Origin of the sequence: Pseudonocardia terrae, from assembly GCF_021343995.1 — a bacterium.
Taxonomy (GTDB): Bacteria; Actinomycetota; Actinomycetes; order Mycobacteriales; family Pseudonocardiaceae; genus Pseudonocardia; species Pseudonocardia terrae.
In genome coordinates this window covers 136,600-149,190 of the sequence record NZ_JAJTTE010000006.1, presented here as the reverse complement: position 1 = coordinate 149,190, position 12,591 = coordinate 136,600, and the positions used below count along the sequence as shown (strand labels likewise).

11 protein-coding genes are annotated in these 12,591 nt (G+C 74.2%); 5 read left to right on the top strand and 6 right to left on the bottom strand.

The window, feature by feature from the left end; all coding sequences use genetic code 11:
• Positions 1 to 75 precede the first annotated feature (75 nt).
• Positions 76 to 417: a substrate-binding domain-containing protein gene (locus LWC33_RS06095; RefSeq protein WP_372476559.1), complete on the bottom strand. Its 342-nt coding sequence runs from the start codon at positions 415 to 417 to the stop codon at positions 76 to 78.
• On the opposite strand from LWC33_RS06095, the gene LWC33_RS06090 reads away from it, so the two are divergent.
• Both LWC33_RS06090 and LWC33_RS06085 read left to right on the top strand, forming a co-directional pair.
• Positions 377 to 1,687 (top strand): rhamnulokinase, encoded by a 1,311-nt coding sequence (locus tag LWC33_RS06090; protein ID WP_372476555.1) that lies wholly within the window; start codon positions 377 to 379, stop codon positions 1,685 to 1,687. The genes LWC33_RS06095 and LWC33_RS06090 overlap by 41 nt on opposite strands.
• Before the next feature lie 123 nt (positions 1,688 to 1,810).
• A complete protein-coding gene (locus tag LWC33_RS06085) occupies positions 1,811 to 2,755 on the top strand; it encodes a chitosanase (protein ID WP_233303230.1) in 945 nt (314 codons plus the stop codon).
• A gap of 28 nt (positions 2,756 to 2,783) precedes the next feature.
• Here the strand turns inward: LWC33_RS06085 and LWC33_RS06080 are convergent, their stop codons facing one another.
• Both LWC33_RS06080 and LWC33_RS06075 read right to left on the bottom strand, forming a co-directional pair.
• Positions 2,784 to 4,085, bottom strand: coding sequence for an FAD-dependent monooxygenase (locus LWC33_RS06080; RefSeq protein ID WP_233303229.1), 1,302 nt, complete (start codon positions 4,083 to 4,085; stop codon positions 2,784 to 2,786).
• Positions 4,082 to 5,956: an ABC transporter ATP-binding protein gene (locus LWC33_RS06075; protein ID WP_233303228.1), complete on the bottom strand. Its 1,875-nt coding sequence runs from the start codon at positions 5,954 to 5,956 to the stop codon at positions 4,082 to 4,084. Before LWC33_RS06075 ends, LWC33_RS06080 begins: the two co-directional genes overlap by 4 nt.
• Positions 5,957 to 6,744: 788 nt before the next feature.
• Here LWC33_RS06075 and LWC33_RS06070 point away from each other — a divergent pair.
• Both LWC33_RS06070 and LWC33_RS06065 read left to right on the top strand, forming a co-directional pair.
• Positions 6,745 to 7,689 carry a M56 family metallopeptidase gene (locus LWC33_RS06070; protein WP_233303227.1) on the top strand — a complete coding sequence of 315 codons (945 nt, stop codon included), beginning with the start codon at positions 6,745 to 6,747 and terminating at the stop codon, positions 7,687 to 7,689.
• A 132-nt stretch (positions 7,690 to 7,821) separates the two neighbouring features.
• Positions 7,822 to 8,181: a BlaI/MecI/CopY family transcriptional regulator gene (locus LWC33_RS06065; protein WP_308190910.1), complete on the top strand. Its 360-nt coding sequence runs from the start codon at positions 7,822 to 7,824 to the stop codon at positions 8,179 to 8,181.
• 33 nt (positions 8,182 to 8,214) lie between these two features.
• Here the strand turns inward: LWC33_RS06065 and LWC33_RS06060 are convergent, their stop codons facing one another.
• From LWC33_RS06060 to LWC33_RS06050, 3 genes are all read right to left on the bottom strand, one after another.
• Positions 8,215 to 9,600: a sensor histidine kinase gene (locus LWC33_RS06060; RefSeq protein ID WP_233303225.1), complete on the bottom strand. Its 1,386-nt coding sequence runs from the start codon at positions 9,598 to 9,600 to the stop codon at positions 8,215 to 8,217.
• Positions 9,587 to 10,321, bottom strand: coding sequence for a response regulator transcription factor (locus LWC33_RS06055; RefSeq protein WP_233303224.1), 735 nt, complete (start codon positions 10,319 to 10,321; stop codon positions 9,587 to 9,589). The genes LWC33_RS06060 and LWC33_RS06055 overlap by 14 nt, the downstream gene beginning before the upstream one ends.
• Positions 10,322 to 10,403: 82 nt before the next feature.
• Positions 10,404 to 11,282, bottom strand: a complete 879-nt coding sequence (locus LWC33_RS06050) for a MerR family transcriptional regulator (protein WP_233303223.1) — start codon at positions 11,280 to 11,282, stop codon at positions 10,404 to 10,406.
• 407 nt (positions 11,283 to 11,689) lie between these two features.
• Between LWC33_RS06050 and LWC33_RS35815 the strand changes: the two genes are divergently transcribed.
• Positions 11,690 to 12,535 carry a phosphatase PAP2 family protein gene (locus LWC33_RS35815; protein WP_233303222.1) on the top strand — a complete coding sequence of 282 codons (846 nt, stop codon included), beginning with the start codon at positions 11,690 to 11,692 and terminating at the stop codon, positions 12,533 to 12,535.
• Positions 12,536 to 12,591: the final 56 nt, after the last annotated feature.

The window sequence follows — 12,591 nt, the reverse complement described above, 5'->3', positions numbered from 1 at the left end:
CGGCGCCGAGGGTCCCGGTCTCCCGGGCGGGCGTCGAGGCGGCGAGGCCGGCCGGGCCCGTGCCGTGGGCGCCCCTCAGGAGGCGGACGGGCCCGCGGTGAGCCGGACGTCGGCGGCCCGGGTGGAGGAGCGCACCACCAGCTCGGGCCGGAAGACGAGGTTGCGCGGGGACCCGGGGGCTGTGCCGTCCGCGCCCTCCGCGCCCTCCGCCCCGCCCACCTCGGCGAGCAGCAGCTGGACGGCCTCCTGGCCGAGCCGGCGTCCCGGCTGGCCGACGGTCGTCAGGGCGACGCTGGCCGTCTCGGCGAAGTCGATGTCGTCGTAACCGACCACGGACAGCTCGTCCGGCACGGCGATCCGCCGCCGCATGCAGGCGTTGAGCACGCCGATCGCGAGCAGGTCGTTGGCGCAGAACAGCGCGGTCGGCCGGTCGCGGGCGGGGCGTTCGAGCAGGTCGTCGAGCTGGGCCGTCGACGTCGGGCTGCTCGACGCCGACGGCGCCCTGCTCGGCAACCCGGTCCACTACCGCGACGGCGCGCACGAGGCCGGGGTGGCGGCGGTGCACGCCGAGGTGGGTCCGGAGGAGCTGTACGCGGTCAACGGGCTGCAGCACCTGCCGTTCAACACCGTGTTCCAGCTGGCCGCGGCGCGCGGCACGGTCCGGTTCGCGGCCGCCCGGCGGATGCTGCTGATCCCGGACCTGCTGGCGCACTGGCTCACCGGCACGGTCGGCGCCGAGATCACCAACGCCTCCACCACCGGCCTGCTCGACGCGACCTCGCGGCAGTGGGCGGGCGAGCTCGCCGACCGGCTGGGCATCCCGCGCGGGCTGCTGCCGCCGCTGCGCAAGCCGGGGGAGCGGCTCGGTGAGCTGACCGCGGAGGTGCTCGGAGAGACCGGGCTGCCCGGCCCGGTCCCGCTGACCGCCGTCGGCTCGCACGACACCGCGTCGGCCGTGGTCGGCGCGCCCGCGGCCGACGACCGCTTCGCCTACCTCTCCTGCGGCACCTGGTCGCTGGTCGGTGTCGAGCTGGAGAAGCCGGTGTTCGGCGAGGCCGGTCGCACGGCCGGGTTCACCAACGAGCTCGGCGTCGACGGCACCGTCCGCTACCTGCGCAACGTCATGGGGCTCTGGCTGCTGCAGGAGTCGCTGCGAAGCTGGGGGAGCCCGGACCTCGGCGCGCTGCTGGCCGCCGCGGCCGACGTGCCCGCGTTCACCACCGTCGTCGACCCGGACGACCCGCGGTTCCTGCCGCCCGGCGACATGCCCGCCCGGATCGCGGAGGTGTGCGCCGAGACCGGCCAGGAGCCCTCGCGGAACCGGGCGACGGTCGTGCGTTGCATCCTCGACAGCCTCGCCCTGGCCTACCGGCGCACCGTGCGCCGCGCGGCCGAGCTGTCCGGCCGCGAGATCGGGGTCGTGCACCTGGTCGGCGGCGGGGCCCGCAACGAGCTGCTGTGCCAGCTGACCGCCGACGCCTGCGGCCTGCCCGTGCTCGCCGGGCCGGTCGAGGCCGCCGCCCTCGGCAACGCCCTGGTCCAGGCCCGCGCCGCCGGCGTAGTGACCGGCGGGCTGCCCGCGCTGCGCGGGCTGCTCCGGTCCACGCAGGAGGTCCGCCGCTACACCCCGTCGGGCTCCGACGCGGAGATCGGCCGCGCCGCCCGCCGCGCGGGTCTGGAGGACTGAGATCCGCGCCTCGATTTGAGGTTCCCCTTACACGGATCTGCCGAACCGTTGGCAGGCTCCTTCCTAGGGTCGTGGACGACCCGGCCGGCCCGTCCGGCCCCGCCCCCACGACCATGGACAGTGATGCAGCGGACCCTGTTCCTCTCCCGGGAGGCCGGCCGGGCCGGCGGGCCTCCCCGGCGCCCGGCCCCGACGCGCACCCGGTTCCTCGCCGTGCTCGGTGCCGTCGTCGCCGGTGCGGTGCTCCTCACGGCCGCCCTCGTCCTGCTCCTCGGCGGCGCGGGAAGCCCGGGGACCACAGGCACGAGTGGTTCCCCGGGCAGGACCTCGGGCGGCGGCGCCGCGAGCGAACGCGACGTCGACCAGGTGATCGCGCAGCTGGTCAGCGTGTTCGAGAACGGCACGCCGACGATCCAGTACGCCTACGTCGAGGACCTCGACGACGGCCGCGGCTACACCGCGGGCCGTGCCGGCTTCTGCACCGCGTGCGGCGACCTGCTCACCGTGGTGAAGAACTACACCACGCGGGTTCCGGACAACCCGCTCGCCGGGTACGTCCCGACCCTGACCGGGCTCGCCGCGGCGTACGACGACTCCACCCGGGGCCTCGACGGCTTCCGGGACGCGTGGCGGAGCGCCGCCGACGACCCGGTGTTCCGCCAGGTGCAGGACCAGGTCACCGACGCGCTCTACATCGCCCCCGCGCGGAAGCTCGCCGACGCCAACGGGGTGCGCTCGGCGCTCGGCCTCGCGATCCTCGTCGACACCGCCGTGGAGCACGGCACGCAGGACGGCCCGGACGGCCTGCCCTCGCTGGTGCAGAAGACCGACGCCGACATGGGCGGCTCGCCCGCCGACGGCGTCGACGAGACCGAGTGGCTGCGGGACTTCCTCGACATCCGCCGCAGCACCCTGGAGAACCCCAGCTCCTCGGACACCAGCGAGGTGTGGAGCGAGTCCGTCGGCCGGGTCGACGCCCTCGGCTCCCTGCTCGATGCCGGCAACCTCGACCTGGCGACGCCGTTCACGGTGAACCCCTGGGGCGACCCCCAGACGATCACCGGCTAGACCGGGCACGGTCACGCTCCACCCCGCCTCACACCGCGACGGATCGCGCCTCGGGTGCCGGCAGGTCTCCCGTCCGCGGACGTGCCCCCGGCCTCGTGCCGGCCGGCGCGCCCGATGGGCGCGGGCCCGGGAAGGAGCTGTACCGGACAGGTTCGCCCCGTCTCCGCGCGAGGTAGAAGCGTCGGCCGGTCTCGTAGCAGCGGTGCGCGGCCCGGACGGGCGCCAGCTGCTCGAGGAGGTGGAGCTGGTGGCACCACGGGGGCAGAGGGCCCTGCCGTGCGGCCATCGCCGCCGCGAAGGCGACCTCGTCCCGGTCGGTGTACAGGTCGACGTGCTCGTACCACGCCATGCTGCTGCGGGCCACGGCCTGGGTCTGGTACATGGGCTTGCGCTGCCGCCTCTCGTACAGGTCCAGCGCATGGGGCAGGCTGTCGGCGCGTTCGAAGATGCTGTGGGCGAGGGCGATCCCGTCGAGGATCGCCAGCCGGGTGCCGGACCCGATGGTGAAGTGGGTCGTGTGGGCGGCGTCGCCGAGCAGGACCACGTTGTCGTGGTACCACCTCTCGTTGAACACCTCGGTGAAGCGCAGCCACCGGGCCGGTTGGCCGCGTGACTCGCTGATCAGAGGGCGGCCCTTCAGGACGTCGGAGAAGATCTCCTCCAGCACGCTCGTGCTGTCGTCGCGGCACATGGCACCGAACCCGAGCGCGTTCCAGGTCCGCTCCTGGCATTCGACGATGAAGGTGCTGGTTCCCGAGCTGGAGGGATAGGCGTGGCACCACACCCATCCCGCCGGGGTCTCCCGGAAGTCGAAGAGGAACTTGGCGAAGACCCTGTCGGTGCCGAGCCAGATGTAGGGGTTCGAGCCGTTCGTCAGCTTCGTGCCGAAGTGCTCGTCCTGCTGCCGGAAACGACTGCCGGCCCCGTCCGCGGCGACGATCAGGTCCGCGTCGCGGAAGCCGGAGAGATCGTCGACGTTCTCCTCGTAGCGGATGCGGACCCCCAGGTTCGCCGCGCGGCGGCCGAGGATCTCGAGCAGGGCCGCCCGGCCCACGCTGTAGCCGAACCCGGGGTAGAACGCGGTCTCCCCGCGGAGCCGGACCTCCTGCTGCTGCCAGAGCACCGACGCCCCGCGCAGCTCGCGGGCACTCTCGGCGTCGTTGCCGTAGAGGGCGTCGAGCAGGTCGTCCCAGTAGACGACGCCCCAGCCGTAGGTGGCCCCGGGCGGGTCGCGTTCGATGACGGTGATGTCATGGCCCGCGTCGCGCACCTTGGCCGAGATGGCGAAGTACAGGGCGCCCGGCCCGCCGCCGATCACGACGATCTTCATGAGACGATCCCCTCCGAGACTCGCTGCGGTTCCGGCGCCGGAAGCGGCCGCCGATGTCCTGTCCGTCCCTCTGTCCGTTCCTCCGTGCGTTGGTGCAGCTGGTAGAGATGGGCGTAACGGTCGTTGTTGGCCAGCAGCTCGCGGTGCGTACCGATCTCGGTCACCCGTCCCTGGTCGATGTAGAGGATCTGGTCCGCGTCCGTGACCGTGAGCAGGTTGTGCGAGATCACGATGGTGGTGCGTCCGGTCATCAGCCGGCGCAGGGGAGTGAGGATCCGCGCGCCCGCGGCCGCGTCCAGGCCGGTCGTCGGTTCGTCGAGCAGGAGCACGGGCGCGTTGCGGATCATGGCCCGGGCGATCGCGAGACGTTGGCGCTGCCCGCCGGACAGCAGGCGCCCCCGTTGGCCGACCCGCGTCCGGTAGCCCTCGGGGAGGCCCTCGATGAACTCGTCCGCGTCGGCGGCTCGTGCCGCGGCGACGAGGTCGGCGTGGGTCGCACCGGGACGGCCCGCGAGGATGTTCTCCTCGACCGTGCCGTCGAGGAGCAGGGTCTCCTGGAGCACGATCGCGATCGTGCTGCGCAGCTGCACGGGGTCGAGCCGGCGCAGGTCGTGGCCGTCGAGCGTGATCCGTCCGGCGGTCGGGTCGTAGAAGCGCAGGAGAAGTTTGAGCAGGGTCGTCTTGCCCGCCCCGCTCGCCCCGACGATCGCGGTGATCCGCCCGGGGCGAGCGGTGAAGCCGATGTCCTGCAGGACGTCGTGGGACGTGTCGGGGTAGCGGAACGACACGTGCTCGAGGCCGATCACCCCCGACACGCGCGGTCCGGGCGAGGGGACCGACCGGTAGAGGCGCACGGGGTCGGCGGGTGCGCGCACGTCGGGCTCCTGGTCGAGCAGCTCGATGATGCGTTCGGCCCCGGCCGCGGCGGTGAAGACGGTGTTGGAGAGCTGCCCGAGGGTCCGCACCGGCCCGTAGAGCTGAGCGATGTAGACGAGGAACACGAGCAGGCCACCGAGGGTGATCCGGCCGAGGGTCATCTGCCACACCCCGGCGCCGATGATCGTCATCACGGTCACGACCTGGAAGACGTCGGTCAGCGGGGGGAACAGGGCCGCGAGCCGGGTGGCGGCGAGCGCCGCGCGCACGCTGCCCTTGGCCTGGGCGGTGAACCGGGCCTCCTCCGCCTGCTCACGCCCGTAGGCCTGGACCAGCACCGCGTTGCCGAGGCTCTCCTCGGCGACCGCGTTGATCGACCCGGTACGTTGGCGGACCTCCCGCGCCGCCACCTTGATCCTGCGGCCGAAGAAGCGCGCCATCGACCAGAAGAACGGCACGGCGATCAGCGTGACCAGGGCCAGGATCCAGTTGAGGTAGAACATGATGCCGAGGAACAGGCCGATCGTGACCAGTGCGGAGACGGACTGCGCGACCCCGGCGAGCACCAGGCTCTCGATGGCGGCCACGTCGCCGGTGAGCCGGCTCAGGAGATCACCGAGCGGGCGGCGGTCGAAGAAGCTGACCGAGAGCGACTGCAGATGGGCGAACACGCGACTGCGCATCCGCTGCAGGAAGTTCTCGCCGATCCACGCGGCGAGGTACTGGTCGCAGAAGGTGACGGCGCCGCCCACGAGGGTCAGAGCCGCGTAGACCCCCGCCACCCACCAGAACGCGCTGAAGTTCAGTGGGGTGAGCACGTCGTCGACCAGGAGCTTGTACATCCAGATCTGGGCGGCTTGGAGCAGGGGGGACACCAGCACGAACACGAGGCTGAGACTCAACCAGCCCCGGAAGGGTCGGACGTCCGGCCAGAACCTGCGGAAGATCCGGCCGAAGCCGCCAGCCGGTGCGGCCTCGATGAACCCATCGGCCACGACGGGAGGGAAGAACAGCGTTCGGATGCGGCTCCACACCGGTCATCGACCTCGCCTTCACGGGGGTTGCAGCAGTGCCCGGCACCGGCCCGGCAGTGGCCTCGCCCCCGCGCCCGGGCGGCGAGGCCACCGATCCTCACACCGGGGTGAGATGGCTAGCGGTCGGTGCTTCTACCAGCCCCAACCGTGCTTCCAGCCGCCCCAGCCCCAGCCCCAGCCCCAGCTGTTCCAACCGCCGCCCCACCAGCCGTGGCCGTGGTCGTGGTCTCCCCAACCGCCCATGACAAAACCCCTCATCCTTGCGGACCTGACCGGGAAGCGCGGTGCACGTCCCGGGCGCCAGCCGACCGTCCTCCGCCGCTCGGTCGTGAGGTCACGGAGGCAGGACCCGCTGCCACGGCGAGGGAGCGCGGACGACGAGCGGGTTGTTGCGGCCCGGGAGCCGGTCCACCCGGCTGCGACGTGTGGCACCCGAATGTTGCACGCTGAACTACGGAGTTGCATAGTACGTTGGAGTGACGTACTGAGCTCGATAGTATTTCCGGGGTGCGACTAGGCCGTCCGTGGCAGCTCGTGGCGGCGGGTCCGGGCAGGGGGCGCGGGGGCGATGAGCCTCGACGGGCCCCGGGGGGAGCTCCGCCGAGCCAAGGGCCGCAGTGCTTACGGCCCCCACGGATGCGGACCTCCGGCCCGGTGACGTCGTGGGGCGGGTCGATAGCCTCCCGGCGGCTGCACCTGTCAGCCGGTTCCGCCGTGCGGACGGGTGTCGGATCTGGGGGGGATCCCAAATGGTCCTTGCGTGCGTCCTGATCATCGGTGCCCTACTGACCTGCCTCCTGGCGCCTCGCGGGCTCCGCGAGCTCGAACGGACGTCCGCGAGCCCGGCCGGGCTGCTGTACGTCTGGTGGTCGGTGGTCGCGGGCGTCGGGCTGAGCGCCGTCGTCGCGCTCGCGGCCGTCCTGGTGCCCGACCGCGACGACGGGTCGACGCCGGCCCACCGGATCGTGAACGGGTGCTGGACGGCGCTGGCGTCGACCAGGCTGCACCTCCACGTCGTCGTCGGTGCCGTGATCGCCACCGTGCTCGTGGTCTGTCTCCTCCGGGTCGTCAGACGCGTCCGGCGCAGCCGCCGTGCGGCCCGGGACAAGGCCGAGACCACGATGTGGATGCTCGAACCGGCCGGCGACTGGGACCACGGTGTCCTCTGGCTCGAGCACCGGGAGCCGCTCGTCTTCACCATCGGCGGCCGGACGAACGCGATCGTGGCCACCACCGGACTGCGCGAACGACTCAGCGCCGCCGAGACCGACGCGGTCCTCGCTCACGAGCGGGCCCACCTGTCCGGTCGGCACCACCTGCAGGTGCTCCTCGCCGAGACCCTGGGCGCGGCGTTCCCGAAGCTGCCGCTGTTCCGGCAGGCGCCGCTCGCGGTCCGGCGGTTGATCGAGCTGGCCGCCGACGAGAAGGCCGCCCGGAGCGTCGGAGCCGATGTCGTGCGCCAGGCGCTGGTCAGGGTGGCCGCCCGCGGCAGGATCGGGCTTCCTCCCGCGGCCCTGGGTGCGACGGCCGCCGCCACGGAGCTGCGGCTGGCCCGCCTCGGTCGTCCGCTGCGCAGGTCGGCACGGCCGGCCCGGGTCGGGGAGAAGGCGTGCTTCGTCGCCGCGGGTGCGCTCGTCCCCCTCGTGGCGGGAGCCGGCACCCTCGCCGCCCTCGCCCTCATGTTCTGCATGTGAGCCTCGCCCCGGTGGCCGCTACTCCCGACGGAGGTGGTGGTTGTCCCCTGAAGTCACCTCTGGGCGGCGCTATCCTGCTCCGGCAGGTCGTCGCTCCGCCGACTCGTCGGCCGCAGTGAACCGGAGGGACTGGTGCGACAGCTCGGCGTTCTCGAAGGCGTGGTGATGAACGAGCTGTGGGCGGCCGGCGGCTCGGGGACGGTCCGGGAGATGGTGGACCGGCTGCGCGACCAGCGCGATCTCGCCTACACCACGATCCTGTCGACGATGGGCAACCTGGTCGACAAGGGGTACCTCACGAGGACGTCCGAGGGCAGGGCGCACCGCTATCACGCGGTGACGACGCGCGCCGAGTACGCGGCCCGGCTGATGCGCGAGGCGATGGTGCGCGGCGGGGACGCCGACCTGGTCCTCCTGCAGTTCGCCGAAGGGCTCACCACGGACCAGCAGGATCGCCTCAAGAGAGCGCTCGAGCACCCCTCGGGCGGCTGACCCCGGTCCCGGGCGGCAGGGGGTCGAGAGCGGTCACCGGCCGAGGGAGAGCTCGTCGAGCGGCTCGGACCCGGTCGCTGTGTCGGGCCCGTCCTCGACCGCAGGGTCCGGCCAGGTCGCCGCTACGAACAGCGTGAACACCGGCGGCACCGCGCGGCTCAGCACCAGCCGCCCGCCCTCCGCCTCGGCGAGCCGGCGGGCCAGCGGGAGCCCGATCCCGTGCCCGGCCGCCCGCCGCTCCGGCGGGGCGGCGAACGGGTCGGGGCCGGGGCCGGCGCCCTCGTCGGTGACGTCGACGGCCAGCGCCTCGCCGGACTCGCGCACCACGATCCGCACGGTGCCGGACCCGTGGACCTCGGCGTTGTCCAGCAGCACGCCCAGGATCTGCCGGATCGCCGCCCCCGAGGCGGCCGCCGGCGGGAGCGCCGCGGCCACGTCGAGGACCAGCCCGCGCCCGGAGGCCGCCAGCCGTTCCGCCCGTGCCGGTTCGAGCTCCCGGACCAGCGCGCCCACGTCCGTCGGCCCGCTGCGCCCGGTGCGTTCCCGGGCGAGCTGGAGCAGCTCGTCGATCGTGCGCTCGAGTCGGTCGGCCTCGGCGATCCCGGCCACCAGGGCCGCCTTCAGGTCGGCGTCGGGCCGGTCGAGTGCGGCCTCCAGGCGCAGGCGCAGCCCGGTGAGCGGGGTGCGCAGCTGGTGGGAGGCGTCCTGGGAGAACGCGCGCTCGCGGGCCAGCAGCGCGTCGAGCCGCTCGGCGGTGCTGTCCAGCGCCCCGCCCACCTCGTCGATCTCCGCGACGCCCGCCCGGCCGGTGCGGACGCTGAAGTCGCCCTCGCCGAGCCGGCGCGCGGCGCCGGCGAGGTCCTCCAGCGGCGTGGCGAGCCGGCGGGCCTGGCGCCGGGCGAGCCGCCACACCGTGACCAGCACCGCCGCCGCCAGCCCGGCCATCGCGAGCCAGACGGGGACGAGCCCGGCATAGACCGCCGAGACCGGCATCGCGGCCCGGACGGCGCCGTCCGGGCCGTGCCGCCCGGTCACCGGGACCGTGACGACGATGGTCCCGTCGACGGTGGCGTGCGAGCCCCGGCCGTCGAGCGCCCGGCCGATCTCGTCGCCGGCGGGCTCGGGGCCGTCACCGAGGACGAGGTCGCGGTCGCCGTCGTAGACCCCGAGGACGACGTCGGCCGGGAGGTCGGGCAGCACTGTCGGCGCGTCGCCGTGGGCCAGCTCGCTCTGCACGGACCGTGCGGTGAGGCTGGCGGTCCGCTGCAGCACCGACTCCTGGTCCTCCAGGCTGTACTGCACCAGCCCGACGGCGAGCGGGATCCCGAAGAGCCCCACGGCGATCGCCGCCGTGACGAGCGTGAGGACGACCAGCCGCCGGCGCACCGGGCCGGGCCGTCCGCGGTCAGCCCGGCGCACCGGACCGGCCCTCCGCTGCGGCGTCGCCCGGCGTGCGGTCGGGGTGCTCCAGCCGGTAGCCGTGCCCGCGCAGCGTGGTGATCCGGGGGACCCGCGCCCCGCCGCAGGAGGCGATGCGCCGGCGCAGCGACGCGACGTGCACATCGAGCGTGCGGGTGGGGCCGTGCCAGTGCTCGTCCCAGACGTCGGCCATCAGCGTCTCCCGGCTCACGGCGGTGTCGGGCTCGCGGGCCAGCCGCGCGAGGAGGTCGAACTCCTTGCTGCGCAATGCCAGCTCCCGGCCCTGCACCAGCACCCGCCGGCCGCCGACGTCGAGGCTCAGGTCGCCCAGCTGCACCACCGAGGGCGCCGCGGGGGGCCCGGCGCGGCGCAGGTGGGCGCGGATGCGGGCGAGCAGCTCGTGCAACCGGACGGGCTTGGTCAGGTAGTCGTCGGCACCCGCGTCGAGGCCGACGACGACGTCCATCTCGGCCCGCCGCGCCGTCAGCATCACGATCACCGCGGCGGGCAGGTGCTGTCGCAGCCGGCGGCAGACCTCCACACCGTCGAGGTCGGGCAGCCCGAGGTCGAGCAGGACGAGGTCGAACCCCCGGCCGCGGGCCGCCTCGAGGGCCGCCGCACCCGTGCGCGCCAGCTCCACCGCGTAGCCGTGGGACCGCAGGCTGGAGGCCACGACGTCGCCGATCGTGCCGTCGTCCTCCACCACCAGCACCGAGGCCATCCGGCGATGCTAACGGCGTTCGCCACACGCGGTGCGGCCCCGGCCGGTGGCTGCGCAGGGCGCGGGGGGCGGCGCCCCTCGGTCACCCGGGCCTCAGCATGGAGAGGCAGTCCGACAGGTCGTTGCAGACCCGGACGGCCGGGTCGAGCGGTACGCCGTCCCAGGCGGGGCCGGCCGCGACCACAGCGGTGGGATCGGGCAACGAGTGGATCACCCCGCCCGGGTCGTCGAGCTGCAGGTGTGCATAGAGGACGACCCGCACGGAAGTGGGCATGACGGCGGCGGCGGCCACGGTGGCCGCCGGCGTGCGGCTGCCGAGCAGGGTCGCCCGCATCGCGCGCTCCGCGAGAGCGGCCGCGAGCACCGCCATCGGCAGCTCGTGCTGCTCCGCGGGGGCGCAGGCCAGCACGACGGCGGAGCGGTCCCGCGGCTCGCGGCCCACCCGCGCGCCCAGCGTCCCCAGCACGACGTGCGAGAGCAGGTGCTCGGCCCCGACCGTGCGGGCCGGGGGCAGCGGCAGGCGTTCCAATGTGGTGAAGGCCGGCCGGATCAGGGCCTCCCAGGTCCGGACCACCCCGTCGGCGGCCAGGGCGATGCCGACGAGCTGGCGGGCGGCGTACCCGTCGAGCTCCATGCAGGCGCCCGCCAGCCGCCGCGCCGCCGACACGTCGGGATCGGGCGCGACCTGCGGCTGCCGCGGGCCCTGCACGGCCCGCACGGCCGTGGCGGTGGACTCACCCGCCTCGACCAGGTCGTGCACCGTCCGCAGCCGGACCAGGTCGTCGAAGGTGTAGCGGCGATGGCCGCCCGGGGTCACCGCGCTGGCGCCGACGCCGTAGCGCCGCTGCCAGGCGCGCAGGGTCTCGACCGAGACCCCCACGTAGTCCGCCGCCGTCCCTATGGACACGCCTGCGGGGCCGGGACACGCCCCGCCGCCGACGTTGCCGTCCACCTCGGTCACCCTCCTCGCGGACCTTCGGCGTACCCAGGGCCTTCCGGCCCGAACCTGGACGGCGCGGGCCGGGAATCTACTACTCCGTGGACAGGCCCGCCCTCCGGTGACTACCACTGACACCAGGCCGGTGCGGTACCCACCCCGAACCGGCGCAGACCACGGCATCGTCGCTGGGGAGCCGACGATGCCTGCCCCGCGTGCTGGGCCCGGACGGAGGGGCACCCCGGGCCCAGCACGCAATAATCCGCACGACCCGCGATCCGTGCACCGGCGTCGGTCGCCTGGCGGGCTTCCGGCCGGTCTCTCAGCGGAGCTACAGCATCCTCAGCGGCGCTACAGCATCGGCGGCGCACACTCCTCGGCATCGGATCCCGCCCGCCGGCGGGGACATCGCGAGGACGAGGGAGCACACCGTGCGGTTCGCCGATCTCCAGCAGGGCGCCGGGGCGCTGGTCTGGGTGTGCTGGCTGCTGGTCGCGGTCGCGCTGTGCGCCCACCGCGTGGGACTGCGGGGCACGACCGGCACCGGGGACGCCCCGCTGCCCGGGCTGCCCGCCCTCGGGGCGATGGCCGCCCCGGCCCGCAGGGTGCTGCACCGGCCGGCGGTGTGGGGGACCGGTGTCGCGTCGGCGCTGTTCACGGCGCAGGCGACGGTCGTCGACTCGGTCGCGGACCACGACGGGCTGGCCGCCGCCGACCGGCCGGTGCTGTCCTGGCTCATCGCGCACCGGGTGCCCGACTGGACCGTGGTCATGGAGTCCGCCAGCCGCTACGGCGGCACCCTCGGCACGATGGTGCTGGCCCTCGTCGCCGTGGCGCTGCTCGTGTGGCGGCGGCACTGGTGGGAGGCCGCCACGGTCACCGTCGCGAGCGCCGGGGTCGCCGTGCTCGTGCCCGCCTTCAAGGACTTCTACGCCCGGCAGCGGCCGCCGCTGGCCACGCAGCTGGTGCCCCAGTTCGACCCGTCGCTGCCGTCCGGGCACGCGCTGGGGTCGATCGTGATCGTCGGGGTGGTCGCGATCGTCGCGGCCCGGCTCGTGCGCCGGGTCCTCGTGCGCGTGGCGGCGCTCGGCGCGGCCGCCGCGACGATCGTCCTCATCGGGGTCTCCCGGCTCTACCTGGGCGTCCACTGGTTCACGGACGTGCTGGCCGGGTGGTGCCTCGGGGGCGCGTGGCTGGCCGTCTGCCTGGCGGCGTTGCATGCGCTGACGACCGGGCGTGCCCCGGTCCGGCGGGACGGGACGCCCGCGCTCCTCTGATCGCTCCGGCACTTGTGCTGCAGGTCACAGGCGGCCAGTATCGCTTGTCGAAGGCG